Consider the following 16,193-nt stretch of genomic DNA (forward strand, 5'->3'; position numbering starts at 1 on the left):
ATTTACTACGTAGCAAATCCAGGCCACAAGGGTTCGCGACGTGGCGGCTGCCGGTCAGCGGGTGGTGCTCTCCCGGATGCGGAGCTCGTAGCCGGCCATCCGGTGCTGCGGGACGTGGTCGTCGGCGAGTTGCTCGTCGAGCAGGTCGAGTGCGCCGGCCGCGATCTCGTCGAGCAGCGGGGCGACCGTGCTGAGGGTCGGCGTGGAGAGGCCCGACTCGACGATGTCGTCGAACCCGATCACCGAGACGTCTGCTGGTACGTCGACGCCGGCTCGACGGAGAGCGTGCAGGGCGCCGAGGCCGGCCGAGTCGTTCATCGCGAAGATGCCGTCGGGCTTCAGGTTCTCGAAGTGCTTCACGATCGCTGCTGCGGCCGCTGCCGTGGTCCAGTCGCAGTCGACGAGCAGATCGGGGTCGAGTGCGATGCCGTGTTTCTTGAGCGCGGCCTGGTAGCCCTGGCGGCGCAGTTGGTACGAGCGTTTCGGGCCGTGGTTCGCGCCGAGCAGCAGGATCCGCCGCCGTCCGGTGCCCAGGAGGTGGGTGACGGCGGCCTGGGCGGCCTCGCGGTTCCTGATGCCGACGTGGTCGATCGCGCTGCCCGGCTGGCGGTCGCCGATCAGGACGACTGGATGCTCGCTGCGCTGCTCGGTGCGGCCGAGGGAGACCGCGCTCATGATCACGCCGTCGGTGAGGACCTCGCCACCGCCGCGGAGCAGCTCCAACTCGGTGTCGCGGCGGCCACCGGTGGTCTCGACGAGCACCGTCGTACCGCGGTCCCGGGCGGCGGCGACGACGGCCTCGGCGAGATCGGCGAAGTACCGCTCGCGGAACGACGGCACGGCCAGTGTCACGGTGCCGGTGCGACCGGTGCGCAGCCGGCGGGCGGCTGTGTTGGGCCGGTAGCCGAGGGCGTCGAGGCTGGCCTGGACGCGGGCGCGGGTCGCGGGGGAGACGTGGACGTAGTTGTTCACCACGTTCGAGACGGTGCGTTGCGACACGCCCGCGTGCCGGGCCACGTCGGACATGCTGACCGCCATGGCGTCAGGCTATCAACCGCGGTCGGTGTGACCTGAGTTGTAACTTCGGTTTACAGTGGAGCCATGAGCCTTCAGGAGCGGACCAGGCGGGACGCGATCGGGGTCGGCGTCGCGCTGCTGAACAAGCTGGCGCGGTCCCGGGCGATCGACCGGTTCGGGTTGCGGAAACCGGCCGAGCGAGCCGTGTTCGAGGCGACCAAGACCGGTTTCCGGACGGCGGGAGCGCTGTCGCGGCGGTTCGCCGCGGCCTCGAAGCCGGCTGCGCCGTCCCGGCTGCCCGCGGCGCGTGGCACCGGCCGGTTCGACCTGACGCCGACCGAGGACCAGCAGATGATGGTCGACGTCGTCCGCGAGTTCGCCGCCGACGTACTGCGACCCGCTGCCGCCGCCGCGGACACCGCCTGCGTGACCGACCCGCCGGTCCTGGAGTCGTCCGCCGAGCTCGGGCTGAGCCTGATCGAGGTGCCGGAAGACCTCGGCGGCATCGTCACCGAGCGGTCCGCGATGACCGGCGTCCTGGTCGCCGAGGCGCTGGCCCACGGCGACATGGGTCAGGCCGTCGCGTGCCTGGCGCCGTCCGCGGTGAGCACGGCGATCTCGTTGTGGGGCGACGAGACCCAGCAGGCGACGTACCTGCCGGCCTTCACCGGCTCCTCGGTGCCCGCCGCCGCGCTGGCATTGCTGGAACCGCGAGCGCTGTTCGATCCGTTCGAGCTGAAGACGCGGTCCACGGGCGGGCTGCTGAGCGGTGTTAAGTCGTTGGTCCCGCGGGCTGCCGAGGCGGAGCTGTTCGTGATCGGCGCGCAGACCGACGCCGGCCCGCGGTTGTTCGTCGTCGAGCCGGATCATCCCGGTGTGACGATCGAGGCTGAGCCGTCGATGGGTCTGCGCGCAGCTTCGCTGTCGCGGGTGATCCTGGCCCACGTACCGGCGGTTCCGCTGGGCACGGTCGAGGACTATGCCGAGTGCGTGCGGTTGTCGCGGCTCGGGTGGTGCGCGCTGGCGTTGGGTACGGCGCGGGCGGTGCTCGACTACGTCATGCCGTACGTGAACTCCCGGGAGGCCTTCGGTGAGCCGATCAGTCATCGGCAGTCGGTGGCGTTCATGGTGGCGAACATCGGGATCGAGCTCGAGGGCATGAAGCTGGTGACGTACCGGGCCGCCTCGCGTGCGTCCCAGGGGCTGCCGTTCGCGCGCGAGGTGGCGCTGGCGCGGCGGTTGTGCGCCGAGCAGGGCATGCGGATCGGGACCGACGGCGTTCAGCTGCTCGGCGGGCACGGGTTCGTGAAGGAGCATCCGGTCGAGCGGTGGTACCGCGACCTCCGGGCGATCGGCGTGCTGGAAGGTGCGGTGCTGGTCTGATGATCAACCTCGAGACCCCGCGGAAGTTCCGGGCCTTCGTCAACCAGGCGCATCAGGTCGCGGCCGAGATGCTGCGGCCGAACTCGCGCCGCTACGACCTGGCCGAGCACGACTACCCGGTCGAGCTGGACATGCTGGCCGCGATGGTCGACGGACTGGGTGCCTCGGGCAACGGTTCCGGCGCGGGCGCGTCCGGCGTACGACGGACCGCGGCCGCGGAGGACGGCGTCGTCAACGGGTCGAACCTGTCGTCGGTGCTGTCGATCATGGAGATGTGCTGGGGCGACGTCGGGCTGCTGCTGTCGATGCCGCGGCAGGGGCTCGGCAACTCGGCGATCGCGTCGGTCGCGTCCGACGAGCAACTGAAACGCTTCGAGGGTGTGTGGGCCGCGATGGCGATCACCGAGCCGGACTGCGGCTCGGACTCCGCGAACATCCGGACCACCGCGCGGCCGGACGGCGACGACTACATCCTCGACGGCGAGAAGATCTTCGTCACCGCGGGCGGCCGCTGCGACGCGGTCGTCGTCTGGGCGACACTCGACAAGTCACTCGGCCGGGCCGCGATCAAGTCGTTCGTAGTCATGAAAGACACGCCCGGCATGACGGTCGAGCGCCTGGAACACAAACTCGGCATCCGGGCCTCCGACACCGCCACGATCCGCTTCGACAACTGCCGCGTCCCGGCCGCGAACCTGCTCGGCTCGGCGGACATCGACAAGGGTTTCGCCGGCGTCATGCAGACCTTCGACAACACCCGCCCCCTGGTCGCCGCGATGGCCGTCGGCTGCGCCCGCGCCTCCCTCGAACTCACCCGGGAACTGCTGTCCGAGGCCGGCGTACAGATCGACTACGACCGCCCCACCCACCACCAGCCCGCCGCGGCCGCGACGTACCTGGCCATGGAGGCAGACTGGGAAGCCGCCTACCTCCTCACCCTCCAGGCCGCCTGGATGGCCGACAACGCCCAGCCCAACTCCCTCCAAGCCTCCATGGCCAAAGCCAAGGCCGGCCGCGCCGCCAACGACATCACCCTCCGCTGCGTAGAACTCACCAGCACCCTCGGCTACTCCGAACACCACCTCCTGGAAAAGTGGTCCCGAGACAGCAAGATCCTCGACATCTTCGAAGGCACCCAGCAAATCCAACAGCTCATCGTTGCGCGACGCCTGCTTGGGAAGACGTCAGCTGAGCTGAAATGACCTTGTTTTCAATGGATTCCGCCGTCTCTCGCGCTCGGTTCAGAGGAGTCCCAACGTGAACCCTGGATCGTGGTGCCCCAGGTACTCGGACAGCTCCTTGATGTTCACCCCATCCGCCAGAGTGATAGTGGCAAAGTAGTGGCGCAGCGCGTGTACGCCGGTCGTCCGATCGGTCTTGGACCGCCGGCGACCACGGGCGTCCTTGTCCGGCGGTGGGATCACGCCGGCCGCGGCGAGCGCGGGCTTCCACACGAGTTCGTCATTCAGACGCGCAGTGAGGTGTCGGCCGTCTGGCCAGCTGAAGATCAGGTCATGGTCTTGGACTTCTCCGACGAGGCGCTCCCACGGCAGCGAGACGGTTGTTGTTCCGAAACGCTCGATGTGACTCTTGACCGCCCTGGCCAGCACAGACGACATCGGAACGAAGCGCTCCTTGTCGGGACGGACTGCCGTGCACCGGGGCGCGTTTCTGCCCTGCTCTTTCTGGCTGTTGAAGCGCTTGCGCTTGATGACCGCCGCCGCGAGGCCGTCGACCTGTTCGCCGAACTGCTGGACCGCGCCAGCCCGTTGGGCCTGTACGCCGAGGAGATGGACCCCAAGACCGGCGAGCATCTCGGCAACTATCCGCAGGCGCTGACCCACGCCGCTCTCGTCCAGGCTGCCCTCGCGCTCCGGGACCTCCCGCCTGTCTCGTGACGTGCCTGCCCGATCGCGGGTCCGGGCCCTCGCACCCGCCCGACCGCGCTGAACAGGGCACCCGGTAGTCCGACTCGCTTCCCAAGGTTGCGCCGTGCCACAAACGCCCGATTTGTGGCGACCTTCGGGCCAGTTGCACCATAGGCGCCTGGCCGGTGCTGTGGTGTACAGCGTCGTGGGGTGGTCGTTCCGCCTACGCAGGGGGCGGAGATGGCGGCGTGGTCCGGGGAATGTGTGAGGGCGGGATCAGCAGGTCGCCGCGCCAGGCCCAGGCGACCAGGATGGCGATCAGAAGCAAGGGTGAGAGCCCTGCGTGGTCCTTGAGCTTCGGAGGAGTCGCAGATCGCAACTTGCCGAACCAGACACGCACGCGGTGCCTGGGCGCCGTGGGGCTGATGGTCAGGTGAGGATGTGGTTCAAGAAGCCGGTCAGCTGGGTGGAGAACTGGGAGCGGCGGCTCGGGTCTGTGGTGTCGTTGACGGTGTCCCAGCCGTGCCCGGCGGCGGCTGGGAGCGCGACGAACTGGACCACTCCGGGACGGGCCTGCTGTAGCAGCGCGCGGACCTGGGCCAGTGGGCTGCTTCGGTCGTCGGGCGCATCGGCGACGAGCAGCGGTACGCCGACGCGGCCGATCGCCTTCTGTGCCGTGAGCCCGTCGCCGAGTGGGAACTCGAACAGCGCGGGCGACAGCGCGACACAACCGTCGACTTTCACCGCGGCGCATGCCCCGATCGCGACCGAGCCGCCGAGCGAGGCGCCGACGACAGCGACCTTGCGCGCACCTTGTCGACGCAGCTCGGCGACCGCGGTCTGCACGTCAGCCACATGCCGGCTGCCCTTGTCGCCGCCCGGGCAGGTCGACTTGCCGTCGCACCGCCGGTCGAAGAGGAACACGTGGAAGCCCTGTTGGGCGAGGATTCCGCCGTACTCGAACCAGCCGCAGATACCGTTGTCCGTCTGATGCAGCATCACCACACCGCGTGGGCCTGAACCCAGTGACACTGAGTTGAGACGGACCCCGTCGGTGGCTGCGAGCATGGACTCGCGGACCGTGACCCCTGCCGGGGCGGCTTGACCGCAGTCCGCCTCCGTCGTGGTGCTCGGCGTCGGCGTCGGCGTGGGTGTCGGCGTCTGCGTGGGTGTCGGTGAGACAGACGCGTGAGGCACATCGGTTGGCGCCGTCGATCCGCCGCCGGACGTGTTCGAGCAGGCCGCGAGCAGCGTCGCGATCACCATGATTGGAGTCAGCAGCTTCACGGACGCCACGATGCCGTGATCGAGGTCCACCTGGCGAGTGTCTCCACCCTCACGCGACGTCCTCTTGACAACAGTGGCTAGGTGGAACCAGCGGACCGCGCCCCGAAAGGGTTCGCGGTCTCGGACCCGACCCCTGATGACCGTTGCGCCAGGTTCGGCAGATTGGCAGTATGTCGAGCTGCAATACGCCGGCTACACGGCGGGTGCTCATCGTCATCACGTATGACACCGGCTCCGACATCCTGCCGGCCATCGAGGCCGGTGCCACCACCGCCACCCTCGACCTCATCCGGCGGTAGATCGATCGAGTTCGACATGGGATGCGGGCCTGGTTTCTTGCTGGAGCGGCTGCTCGAGTCGCCGCGCGGCGACCTCCGGATCACGGCCTGTTGCCGGCGATGATCCGACGCAGGTAGCTCAGCGAACCGGAGACACCGACGATGTTCGTCCGGCGGTTGCCAGCATCGGGGACATGCCCTTCGAGAGCGGCGAATTCGGCGTCGTGGTGGCGCTCGATACGTCGATGTACGCCGCGCCCTGCGCGAGATCGCGCGTGTTGTCGCTGACGACGGCATGGTCATGGTGACGATGCTGAACCCGCCGAGTCCGTACTGCCTGTTCCAGTGGTTCTGCTATTGGCCTGCGGGGGGAGTGCCTTGCTCTATCGCTACCGCAACTGGCAAGGAAGGGGCATTCGGAGCGGCCGTTCGCCAGCCGACGGGTCAGGCTGGGATGCGCCCCAGTGCCCAGAGTGCGTCGGCCGGCCACGGCACGACGGTGACGGCCGAGCTGCCCGCTGAAGCGGCCGGGTTCGCCCGTGACCGGCGTACCCATCCGCGTACTGCTGGCGGACGACCACCCGATCGTCCGGACAGGTTTGCGCGCGGTGCTGTCGACCGAGCGGACATCGACGTGGTGGCCGAGGCGGCCACGGTGATCGTCACGACGTACGACAGCGACGCCGACATCCTGCCCGCCATCGAGGCCGGCGCCACCGGCTACCTGCTCAAGGACGCCCCACCTGAGGAACTGGTCGCCGCCGTGCGCGCCCGGCACCGCGCTGACCCGGCGCGAGGCGAGGTCCTCGCGCTGGTCGCCCAAGGACTGTCCAACCAGGCGATCGGCGGCCGGTTGCACCTCACCGAAGGCACGGTGAGGTCCCACCTGGCCCGCGTCTACACCAAACTCGGCGTCGACTCCCGCACCGCCGCCGTAGCCACCGCCACCACCCTCGGCCTCATCCGCCGCTAGCCATCGCTCAGATCGATCGATCACGGAAGGCTGTGTGGATGTGAAGTATCTTGGGTTCCGATGTGCCAGAGGGAGATCAGTAGGAGATTGGGGACGTGATGCCGGGCCGGTCCGAGCGGTTGTCATCCGCGACGCAGCACGAGGGTGCGGAGGGCGGATACCGTCCCGGGTACGAGATCGCGGCCGAGCGGATTCTCGAGTACGTCGTCCGGGAACGCCTCGCGCCGGGCGACCGGTTGCCGACCGAGAAGGATCTCGCGGCGGCAATCGGGATGTCCCGGACCATCGTCCGGGAGGCGGTCAAGATCCTGTCCGCGCTAGGCCGGCTCTCGGTGCAGATGGGCCGCGGGATCTATGTGGCCGAGCCGGAGGCGGCCTTGTGGCGGGAGTCCTTGTCGCACTTCTTGCCGACCGATCTCGGTCAGGTCGAGGAGATCTTCGAGTTCCGTCGTTTCGTGGAGACGAAGACGACCGAGCTGGCCGCGCAGCGGGCCACTCCGGCCCAGGTGCGGGCGCTGCGTGAGGCGGCACAGCTCACGGTGGCGGCTGCGGAGGACGGCGACCTCGAGGCGTTCAACCGGGCCGACGAAGCGTTCCACGGCGCGATCGGAGACGCGTCGTCCAACATGTTCCTGTCGGCGAGTGTCGACTCCGTTCAGCGGCTCCAGCGACAGATCAGCGTGATCGGCCTGGCGGGCGTGGCCGGAGGCTCGACGGTCGTGGCCGCAGGGCAGCACTCTGCGATCGCTGACGCGATCGGGTCGGGTGACGAGCAGTTGGCGGTGGCGCTGATGGTCGAGCACATCGACACGACGCTCGAGCAGTTCAAGCAGGAGATCCACAGCCGGCTCTTCCCCGCGGGCGGCACCGCCTGACCGGCTGCCAGGCGATGCCCGTCCGCTGCCGCTGAGCTACCTGCCGTTGACCGCGACCTCGAGCAGGTCGATCGCCGCTCCGTTCGATCCACCGTCGAAGGTCAACCTGACGTACTGGCCCTGCGCGTTCAACGGGTACTGGTTGTAGACACCGAAGTACGCCTGCCCGGTCGGCCCGTTGATCGTGCTGACGTCGGTCCAGCTCACTCCGTCGACGCTGGTCTGGACCTTGATCGTCTTGGGAGTGTTCAGGTACCGCTGGTCCAGCGTGTTGAAGGTCAGCTGGAGGTTCGACAGCGCTGCCTTCGCCGGCAGCTTGAACTGGATCCAGGTCGGCGTACCGGCCGCGACGGACCATTTCGCGCTGTCGTAGTGCGTGGCGTCGATCGTCCTTCCGTCGGTCAGGTTCGCAGTCGCCTCCTGCGCGTTGCCGGCGGTGACCTCTGCGGACGTCGCGAGGTTGCGATAGGGCTGCAGGTCCAGGAACACCCGGTTGCTCGTGACGGTCCTGCCGTTCACGGTGACGTCCGCCCAGACGACTCCTCTGGTGAGCCGGTCGACCTGCGGTGTGCCGATCTTGTTCTTGGCGAACGTGAAGGTGCTGACCTCCTTGATCGCGACCGGCGTGTAGCTGTCGCCGCCGGCCAGGTCCACGATCCCGCCGTGCCAGGTGATCCGCGCGGCACCGAGCCCGATCGGGCCGCCCTTCGCCGAGCGGCCCTCGAGTTGGTAGCGGAGCCCGTCGTTCAGGCCGAACTCGCCGTACGTCTCCTTTCCGTCGATCCGCAGGACCGCGCCGAGCAGGTCGTCGCCGACGGAGATGACGCCACCCGTGACCCGGACCTTCAAGGTGTCCGACCTGGTGACACCCTCATGGGTGCCGGTCACCGTGATCGTCGTCGAGCCGTTGGAGACAGGAGTCACGATTCCGGCCGACGTGACCGCGGCGACGCCCGGATCGGCGCTGCTGTAGCGGATTCCCGAAAGGCTCGCCTTCAGGGCCGGGAACGTCATGTATCCCTCGGACCTGATCCGTAGCACGCCCGGCGCAAGTTGCTCTCCGGACGCTACGACGTTGGTCAGCGTGTACTTGCGTGCCGTGTTGTCGGTGACGATCTTGATGATCGTGTCGATCGGATCCTCGTCGACGTCGGCGAGGTCGATCGTCAGGCTGTCGCCGGTCTGGCTGAACGAGGTGACGGGGCGGTTCTGGTTCAGCCAGGTCACCGATGTGACCCGATCCTTCACCGGGCTGATGGTGAGCGAGCGTCCGGGGATGGCGTCGAAGCCCTTCTTGCCGTCCGGTCCCTTGAGGACATGCAGATAGATGTTGTTGTCGCGGGCGGTCGCGTAGCCCCATTGCGGACCGGTGGTGCTGTTCGGGAAGGCGAACTTCTCGTAGTTCCCGCGCCCGTCGTCCTGATAGCCGTAGCCGGCCAGGAAGTACGGCGTCGTACCGGTGGTCGCCTCGTGCCGCTCGGGCAGTCCGGTTGGCGCGAACCAGTCGGCCAGGTGTTCGCGGACGTCGATGAACTCCTGCACGCCCTTCGGGTACCTGGTGGCGATCTCGGTGGGGGAGTTCCAGTTGGGTCCGCGGCTGTCGATCACCGACTGGTCGTTGTTGTCGACGTACCCGCGGCCCGCGTTCATGATCATTTCCTTGGTGACCTGGCGGAAGTCGTCGCGCTGGCCGTAGTACGGCGACACCTGGTTCTTGGTGCGAATCATCTTCCACGGCTCCATCGGCGTCCGTTTCACCAGGTGGTTCGCGCCGGCGTTGGAGTAGATACCGGACGCCTCGCCGGTCCTCAGGTCCGGGTCGCCGTACTCCTCACCCCACGCGTTCGAGTCGATGACGATCTCGTCGCTGTGGTCGCGGACGGCGCTGTACATCACGTCGTAGTTCGCGTTGGGCATCGCCTGCGGACCGTCGAAGTACAGGTACGCCGGGTCGTAGCGCCCGATCAGGTCCTCGACGTTCTGCACGAACACGTCGGTCGAGTAGTGCTGCAGCCCGCCGCCCTCGGTGGCGTAGTAGAGCCCGAACTTCATGCCGTACCGCTTCACTGCCTGCTCGTACCGCTTCAGGCCGTCGACCACCTGGCCGGTGCTGTCCTTGGGGAGGTAGAGCTGCCGGATGTGCTTCGGGTCGGCGAACTTGGACGGCCAGAAGTAGTTCTGCTGCAGGGCCTCGATCGACACCAGCGAGTGGCCCTGACGCTTCGCCCGGGCCGCCCAGAGATCGACCGAGTAGTTCGGATCGACGAAGTAGTCGTACGTCGGGGTGGCGTGGGTCAGTGCACCGACCCGGCCTTCCTCGAACCACTTGTTCGGCCGTTCCTTCACGGTTGTCGTGAAGGTCTTCGTCGCGCTGCTTCCCGCGCTGTCGGTGACCTGGACAGTGAAGTTGTAGTCGCCGGTCGCGGCGGCTCCGCTGATGATGCCCTTCGTGCTGTTGAGGTCGGGCTTCCCGTTCGTGAGCCCGTCCGCGATCGTGCCGTCGGGGTTGAGTTCCAGTCCGTCCGGCAGGCGACCGTCGACGATCTTCCAGGTGTAGCCGGGCTGACCTCCGCCGGCCATGAACTGGAACGCCGACGCGGCCACGCCGTGGTTCGCCGATCCGGTCGACGTGTTCCAGACGTACGGCCATTCCTTGTAACCGGTGGGCATGGTGTTCCGGGGCAGCGGAGTGCGGACCGGGTCTGCGGTCGACAGTCCCTGCGAGACGATCTTCAACGACGCGGACGGTCCGGCCACCGAGTTCGCCAGCCCGCTCACGGCGTTGCCGCTCTGATCCGCGACCCTGCCGTAGAACCCCAGGTAGGCGACGTTCTGGTCCTTCGCGATCGGTACGCCGTTCGCGTTCAGGTCCTCGGTGTAGGTGTGCTTGATCTGGATCATCAGCTTGTTCCAGCCCTGCTTCAGGTGCACGGCCTGTTTCGTCAGGTCCTTCTGCACCTCGACCGGTGTGCTCGGCGCCGTCAGGCAGCGGTCGTTCACGTAGATGCGGTACGAGCCGCTGGCGCCGACGTCGAAGAAGGCGTCCTTCGCCTCCGGGCTGTAGACGTAGGTGCTCGCGTAGACGTACTTGTTCCGCGTGTCGACGCCCTTCTTGACCGAGTAGTACCCGTACAGGTCCTGGTAGTCGTCGTAGTTGCGGTTGTAGATGCGGTCGTCGAAGTACTCCCACGCGTGGTTCTCACCGCCGAACCCGAACGGGGCGCCCAGATCGGGCGTGATCGGGTTCTTCCCGTCGACGGGCCCCGGGCGGTCGTACACCTCGACCTCCGACAGACCGGTGATCGACGGGTACGGCGTACGTCCCTTGTCGATCTCGATCTTCATCCCGACGACGTTCGACAGCCCAGGATCCGCCGAGTACACCGTCGGCGCGGACGGACTGGAGGATGTGCTGTTCACCTGGCCCGATTCGACGGAGCTGCCGTCGGCGAGCGTGAAGGTCAGGTGGTACCAGTTGTTGACATGGCGCCCGTCGCCCCACTGGGCGATACGTACCTCGTTCAACGAGATCGGGATGTTCCAGCTGAAGTTCACCCACGGACTCGAGTCGTTCTCCGTGACCCACTGCTTGCTGGTGCTCCCGTCCACCAGGTTGGCCACGGGATTCGTCGCGAGGGTCGATGACGACGCCGTGATGCCGGAGGCCCGCGGGGCCTGGTTCGCGACCTCTCCGACCTCACATTCGTAGGTCTTGTCGGCCACGGGGGAGCCGAACGGTCCCGACACCAGCCAGGAGTTGATGAACGGGGCACCTCCCGGGACCTGCTGCGCGGACGCCGTCGTCCCTGGCGGTCCGAGGAGGAATGCGGTGGCGAGGACCGCCGCGACGGCCAGTAGTGCCGTGGATCTTCTGCGCCTCACTGTCGAGCTCCTTGTGTTGGGCGAGTCTCAGTTGACGTTATGAATCTGATTCTTCGGCGTCCGGTGAAGGGTGGGTCTTGCTACCGAGTTGGCTGTCGACCCGACGCCTGAAGGCGTCCAGGTGCGACGAGTATGGCGAGGCTCCTCTCTTGCGTCAACAGTATGGATCTGCTCTAATGACCGAACTGCAGCCAAATAGATCTGAACTATTTTGCTCCAGCGGGCACCGCTCTCCCGATCTGAAGGACGACATGCGAATCACTGATGTGACCTTGGACCTGGTGGAACTGCCGGCGCAGCCGCCCTTTCGGTGGCGTGCCGGGCTGCCCGGCTCCGAGGGGCCGGCGGTGGGCGGCATCCTGCGTATCCACACCGACGAGGGGCTGACCGGTGAGGCCAGGACGCGTCGCGGACGCATCGTGGCCGACCTGGTGGACCGTCGCATCCGGCCCGACCTGATCGGTGCCGATCCGCTGTGGCGAGAGCTGTTGTGGCATCGGTTGTGGGAGCTGGACCGGATCGAGGAGCTGCCGATCTACGCTCTCGGCCTGGTCGACGTGGCGTTGTGGGACCTGGCGGGGAAGGCCGCGGGTTTGCCGGTTCATCAGCTGCTGGGGACGTTCCGGGACGCGATCCCCGCCTACGCGAGCACGGTGACGTTCTCGTCGGTGGAGGAGTACCTCGACGTCGCCGACCAGTGCCTGGAGGCGGGCTACAAGGCGATCAAGCTGCACGCCTGGGGCGATGCGCGTGCGGACGCGGAGTTGTGCCAGAAGCTGCGGGCGCACGTGGGCGACGACGTACCGCTGATGTTCGACGGTTCCGCGGGCTTCGATCTCACCGACGCCGTGTACGTCGGGCGGGCGCTGTCGGAGGTCGGCTACACCTGGTACGAGGAGCCGATGCGCGAGTTCGGCGTGACGGCGTACCGCCGGCTCGCCGAGCGTGTCGACGTACCGCTGCTGGTCGCCGAGACCTCCGACGGCGCGCACATGAACGTCGCGGACTTCATCACCGCAGGGACAGCCGGCTACGTGCGCACCAGTGCCCAGTACAAGGGCGGCATCACCGGAGCGATGCGGATCGCGCACCTCGCCGACAGCTTCCAGCTCCGCGCCGAGGTACACGGCTCCGACATCGTCAACGCCCACCTGTGCATGGCGATCCCCAACACCTCGTACTACGAGTCCCTCGTCTATTCCAACCCGGTCGCTCGGGAACCGGCCGTCGGCCCGGACGGCCTCGTCCGTGCGCCCACCACACCCGGCATCGGGTACGAGTGACGAACCCCGGCGACGCCGCTGCCTCAGCATCCGCGCGCCGAACCCTACGAAGGAGACAAGATGCGTACACGACTGCGTACCAAGCAGTCCGTGCTGGTGGCCACTGTTGCCGCGTGGGCTCTGGCCCTCGCGGGGTGCACGGCCAGCGGTGCGGAGCCCTCCGGTTCCGGCGACAAGGTCACACTGACCTTCCTCGTTTCCGAAACGCCGAACCTCACGCCGAAATACTGGGACGACGCGATCGCTCGTGCCTCCGAGAAGGTGCCGGGCGTCACGATCAAGAAGGTCGTCGGCGAGAACACCCCGGCCTACGCGCAGCAGCTGTTTGCGTCAGGTCAGGCGCCTGACATCTTCGCAACAGGGATCGCGAACGGCCTTGCGCAGAAGGGCATGCTCGCCGAGTACACCCGCGACGAGATGGAAAAGGCCGGAATCACCGACTTCACGTCGGGCACGATCAACGGCAAGTTCTACGGCATCGCAGGTGGTGCGCAGGCGATTCCGGTCGTGTACTACAACAAGGAACTCTTCGCGAAGGCGGGCATCAGCGACGCGCCGAAAACCTACTCGGAGCTGCTCGCTGACTGCGCGAAGTTGAAGGCGGCCGGCATCGCCCCGTTCGAAATCGGTGGCGGCGGCAAAGACACTTGGGCGACCGTCTTCGCGCTGGCGTCTGCGGTTGCCGCTGACGTCCTCACCGTTGACCCGGACTGGTTCCTCAAACGAACGAAGGGCGAGGTGAAGTTCACCGACCCCGCGTTCGTCGCCGCGGCGAAGAAGGTGCAGGGCCTGACCCAGAACGGGTATGGCGACAAAGACGCGATGACGCGCTCCTACGCTGACCTCGAACAGGCGTTCCTCGGGGGCAAGGCGGCGATGTACCCGATGGGCTCGTGGTTTTCCGCCGCCGCTGACAAGGCAAAGCGGACCGACATCGGTGTCTTCGGCTGGCCGAGCGATGCAGGCAAGGCGGCCTTCCCGACCGTCAGCGGCTCGGGAATGAACGTGAATGCGAAGTCGAAGAACGTGGAGCTCGCCAAGAAATGGTCGTTGGCATTCGCTACCGACAAGCAAAACCTGGACCTGGGAGTCATCACCGATGGGAATATCGTGACTGTCAAGGACTACAAGTTCCCAGGCAACGTCGGCGCGGTCTACAAGGAAACGGTGAGTGCCTACGACGCCGCTGTTGCAGCCAATGCGACGGTTCCCGCCTGGGCCAATATCACCGGTGACGGCGCATTGCCGCCGGGATTCTCTGACCTGATGACTGCGGCGAATGTCGATCTGCTGACAGGCAAGAAGACTCCTGAACAGTTCGCACAGTACCTCGACCAGCAATACGCTGCGGCGCAAAAGTAGCCGTACCACCTCAACCCGTCCGAGGGGATGGCGCCGACACGGACCGTCCCTTCGTCGTGAAAAGGTCACGCATGCACACGCAGAAAAAGCGCCGGTTCCCGCCGCGCAATCCCCTTCATTTCCTCTTGTTTGCGCTCCCCGGCGCCGTGCTCTACACGGTGTTCGTCCTCTGGCCACTGCTGGTCGCGCTCTGGTCGAGTTTCACCAACGAGGATGCGTACCGAACCACCACATCGTTCGTGTGGTTCGACAACTATGGTCGGCTGTTCACCGATCCGGCCTACTTGCAGACGCTCCGGAACACGGTGATCCTTGCCCTCATCTGCATCGTTGTGCCGAACGCGCTCGGCCTTGGGATCGCCGTTCTGCTCGACCGCGTCGGCTGGGTGTTCAACGTGCTGCGTGCGGTGTTCTTCATTCCGGTCATCTTGTCGTCGGTGGTCGTCGCGGTGATCTGGCAACAGATGCTGAAAGACGACGGGTTGGTCAACGCGTCGCTGCGCTCGTTCGGGGTCACCAACCCGCCGGGATGGCTCTCTGATCCGTCGCTTGCGCTCTACAGCGTTGGGTGGATCGCCGCATGGCAGGCGGTCGGTACCTGCGTCGTCCTGTACCTTGCCGGGCTGCAGAGCATTCCGAAGGAACTACTCGAGGCCGCATCGATCGACGGTGCCGGGCCCCTCAGGCGCTTCCGCACCATCACCTGGCCACTGCTTGCCCCATCCGTCACGATCATGACCGTCTTGTCGATGATCGGCGGATTCAAGATTTACGACCAGGTCAAAGTCATGACGAACGGCGGGCCGGGCGTCGGCACGACCTCGACGCTCGCGTTCGACGTCGTACGAACCGGTATCGACGCCGGTGCGGTGGGCTACGGTGCCGCGAAGGCCGCTGTCATGTTCTTCATCATCGCTGCGATCTCGTTGCTCTCCATTCGGATCATGCGCAGCAGGGAGGTGGACCTGTGACCGCGGACGCCGGCATCAGTAGCCGGACGGGCGGTGGCAAGGGCGCCGTCAGGACCGGCCGCACCCTCCGCGGGCGTCGGCAGACCAACAGCCGGATCAACAACCAGATCGACGCCGGTCGCGCGGGGCCGGCGCGCACGCTGATCGCGCTGATCTTGACCGGTCTCTTCATCTACCCGATCTACCTCGTGGTCCTGAATGCGTTCAAGACGCAGGAGAACATCTACCGGTACCCGGGCTTACCAACCATGCCATTGACCTGGCAAAACTTCGTCGATGTCCTCGCCCGCCCCGACAGATTGTTCTGGACCGGCCTGATCAACAGTGTTCAAATCACCGTCGTCGGCACCCTGCTGTCGACCATGATCGCTGCGATGATGGCGCATTACATGGTGCGGTCAACCGGATGGTTCGCCAAGATGCTGTGGGTCATCATTCCACTCGGCCTCATGATTCCGCCCGCCACGACGTTGCTCCCGTTGCTTCGCATGATGCGAGATTTTGGGTTGATCGGCTCGGTGTTCGGACTGATCGTGCTGTACGTGGCCGGTAGCCTGCCGTTCGGTGTGCTGGTGTTCACCGGCTTCATGCGAACCATCCCGAAAGAGCTCGAAGAGGCCGCGGCGATGGATGGGGCCGGACCGATCCGTACGTTCTGGTCGATCGTGTTCCCGCTGTTGCGGCCGGCGGGCGCGAGCGTCATCATCTTCGTTGCAGTCGGTCTGTGGAACGACTTCATCACTCCGTTGATCATTCTTGGCCCGGCCAACGGAAGCACCATCACGGTCGGCATGTACCGCCAAATCAGCGAACACGTCTCGAACTACGGCGCGGTGTTTGCCTACATGGTGCTCGCCACGATTCCGATTCTCATCCTGTTCGTCTTCCTGCAGAAATACTTTGTGAAGGGACTGCTCAGTGGCGCAGCAAAAGGATAACGGTGTCCGCACCACGGCGCGAGGTATCCGTCGTGCCGTGGCCTCCATCGCCAACGGGTGACCCCGCTCACGGATC

Annotated in this window: 13 protein-coding genes and 1 pseudogene; 10 read left to right on the forward strand and 4 right to left on the reverse strand. The window is 66.4% G+C overall.

The features are described 5' to 3' along the window. Positions 1 to 54 precede the first annotated feature (54 nt). Positions 55 to 1,038, reverse strand: a complete 984-nt coding sequence (locus tag AB0I12_RS00710; RefSeq protein WP_359922563.1) for a LacI family DNA-binding transcriptional regulator — start codon at positions 1,036 to 1,038, stop codon at positions 55 to 57. A 63-nt stretch (positions 1,039 to 1,101) separates the two neighbouring features. Between AB0I12_RS00710 and AB0I12_RS00715 the strand changes: the two genes are divergently transcribed. Both AB0I12_RS00715 and AB0I12_RS00720 read left to right on the forward strand, forming a co-directional pair. Further along, positions 1,102 to 2,400 (forward strand): acyl-CoA dehydrogenase family protein, encoded by a 1,299-nt coding sequence (locus AB0I12_RS00715; RefSeq protein WP_359922566.1) that lies wholly within the window; start codon positions 1,102 to 1,104, stop codon positions 2,398 to 2,400. Next, complete coding sequence (locus tag AB0I12_RS00720; protein ID WP_359922569.1) at positions 2,400 to 3,602, forward strand: acyl-CoA dehydrogenase family protein; 1,203 nt, start codon at positions 2,400 to 2,402, stop codon at positions 3,600 to 3,602. The genes AB0I12_RS00715 and AB0I12_RS00720 overlap by 1 nt, the downstream gene beginning before the upstream one ends. 39 nt (positions 3,603 to 3,641) lie before the next feature. On the opposite strand, the gene AB0I12_RS00725 is transcribed toward AB0I12_RS00720, so the two are convergent. Continuing rightward, a complete protein-coding gene (locus AB0I12_RS00725) occupies positions 3,642 to 3,854 on the reverse strand; it encodes a tyrosine-type recombinase/integrase (protein WP_359922571.1) in 213 nt (70 codons plus the stop codon). A 60-nt stretch (positions 3,855 to 3,914) separates the two neighbouring features. Between AB0I12_RS00725 and AB0I12_RS00730 the strand changes: the two genes are divergently transcribed. Continuing rightward, positions 3,915 to 4,298, forward strand: coding sequence for a glycoside hydrolase family 15 protein (locus AB0I12_RS00730; RefSeq protein ID WP_359922574.1), 384 nt, complete (start codon positions 3,915 to 3,917; stop codon positions 4,296 to 4,298). A gap of 399 nt (positions 4,299 to 4,697) precedes the next feature. On the opposite strand, the gene AB0I12_RS00735 is transcribed toward AB0I12_RS00730, so the two are convergent. Then, on the reverse strand, positions 4,698 to 5,585 hold the full coding sequence (locus tag AB0I12_RS00735) for an alpha/beta fold hydrolase (RefSeq protein ID WP_359922576.1): 888 nt from the start codon (positions 5,583 to 5,585) through the stop codon (positions 4,698 to 4,700). Between the two features lie 140 nt (positions 5,586 to 5,725). On the opposite strand from AB0I12_RS00735, the gene AB0I12_RS00740 reads away from it, so the two are divergent. The 3 genes and pseudogenes from AB0I12_RS00740 (at position 5,726) to AB0I12_RS00750 (ending at position 7,681) form a co-directional block, all read left to right on the forward strand. Further along, the gene (locus AB0I12_RS00740) at positions 5,726 to 5,854 is read left to right on the forward strand and encodes a hypothetical protein (RefSeq protein WP_359922579.1); all 129 of its coding nucleotides are present in this window, start codon (positions 5,726 to 5,728) and stop codon (positions 5,852 to 5,854) included. 533 nt (positions 5,855 to 6,387) lie between these two features. Beyond that, positions 6,388 to 6,806: pseudogene (locus tag AB0I12_RS00745) on the forward strand (response regulator transcription factor). Positions 6,807 to 6,904: 98 nt separating this feature from the next. Further along, positions 6,905 to 7,681, forward strand: coding sequence for a FadR/GntR family transcriptional regulator (locus AB0I12_RS00750; protein WP_359925097.1), 777 nt, complete (start codon positions 6,905 to 6,907; stop codon positions 7,679 to 7,681). 36 nt (positions 7,682 to 7,717) lie between these two features. Here AB0I12_RS00750 and AB0I12_RS00755 read toward each other — a convergent pair whose 3' ends face one another. Further along, positions 7,718 to 11,563: a discoidin domain-containing protein gene (locus tag AB0I12_RS00755; protein ID WP_359922582.1), complete on the reverse strand. Its 3,846-nt coding sequence runs from the start codon at positions 11,561 to 11,563 to the stop codon at positions 7,718 to 7,720. A 251-nt stretch (positions 11,564 to 11,814) separates the two neighbouring features. Here AB0I12_RS00755 and AB0I12_RS00760 point away from each other — a divergent pair, with 251 nt between their 5' ends. The 4 genes from AB0I12_RS00760 (at position 11,815) to AB0I12_RS00775 (ending at position 16,117) form a co-directional block, all read left to right on the forward strand. Continuing rightward, complete coding sequence (locus AB0I12_RS00760; RefSeq protein ID WP_359922585.1) at positions 11,815 to 12,846, forward strand: enolase C-terminal domain-like protein; 1,032 nt, start codon at positions 11,815 to 11,817, stop codon at positions 12,844 to 12,846. A gap of 60 nt (positions 12,847 to 12,906) precedes the next feature. Further along, entirely contained in the window at positions 12,907 to 14,208 is a 1,302-nt protein-coding gene (locus AB0I12_RS00765; RefSeq protein WP_359922588.1) for an extracellular solute-binding protein, read from the forward strand. Positions 14,209 to 14,279: 71 nt separating this feature from the next. Next, positions 14,280 to 15,179, forward strand: a complete 900-nt coding sequence (locus AB0I12_RS00770; protein ID WP_359922589.1) for a sugar ABC transporter permease — start codon at positions 14,280 to 14,282, stop codon at positions 15,177 to 15,179. Continuing rightward, positions 15,176 to 16,117 carry a carbohydrate ABC transporter permease gene (locus tag AB0I12_RS00775; RefSeq protein ID WP_359922592.1) on the forward strand — a complete coding sequence of 314 codons (942 nt, stop codon included), beginning with the start codon at positions 15,176 to 15,178 and terminating at the stop codon, positions 16,115 to 16,117. The genes AB0I12_RS00770 and AB0I12_RS00775 overlap by 4 nt, the downstream gene beginning before the upstream one ends. The last annotated feature ends 76 nt before the right edge of the window (positions 16,118 to 16,193 follow it).

Origin of the sequence: Kribbella sp. NPDC050459, from assembly GCF_040655315.1 — a bacterium.
Taxonomy (GTDB): Bacteria; Actinomycetota; Actinomycetes; order Propionibacteriales; family Kribbellaceae; genus Kribbella.

What these genes read in the sequence shown, in the direction of transcription:
- AB0I12_RS00730 (WP_359922574.1), top strand. Translation starts at nt 3,915, where the DNA reads ATGGTCTTGGACTTCTCCGACGAGGCGCTCCCACGGCAGCGAGACGGT.
- AB0I12_RS00750 (WP_359925097.1), top strand. Translation starts at nt 6,905, where the DNA reads ATGCCGGGCCGGTCCGAGCGGTTGTCATCCGCGACGCAGCACGAGGGT.
- AB0I12_RS00770 (WP_359922589.1), top strand. Translation starts at nt 14,280, where the DNA reads ATGCACACGCAGAAAAAGCGCCGGTTCCCGCCGCGCAATCCCCTTCAT.
- AB0I12_RS00765 (WP_359922588.1), top strand. Translation starts at nt 12,907, where the DNA reads ATGCGTACACGACTGCGTACCAAGCAGTCCGTGCTGGTGGCCACTGTT.
- AB0I12_RS00740 (WP_359922579.1), top strand. Translation starts at nt 5,726, where the DNA reads ATGTCGAGCTGCAATACGCCGGCTACACGGCGGGTGCTCATCGTCATC.
- AB0I12_RS00720 (WP_359922569.1), top strand. Translation starts at nt 2,400, where the DNA reads ATGATCAACCTCGAGACCCCGCGGAAGTTCCGGGCCTTCGTCAACCAG.
- AB0I12_RS00710 (WP_359922563.1), bottom strand. Translation starts at nt 1,038, where the DNA reads ATGGCGGTCAGCATGTCCGACGTGGCCCGGCACGCGGGCGTGTCGCAA.
- AB0I12_RS00715 (WP_359922566.1), top strand. Translation starts at nt 1,102, where the DNA reads ATGAGCCTTCAGGAGCGGACCAGGCGGGACGCGATCGGGGTCGGCGTC.
- AB0I12_RS00760 (WP_359922585.1), top strand. Translation starts at nt 11,815, where the DNA reads ATGCGAATCACTGATGTGACCTTGGACCTGGTGGAACTGCCGGCGCAG.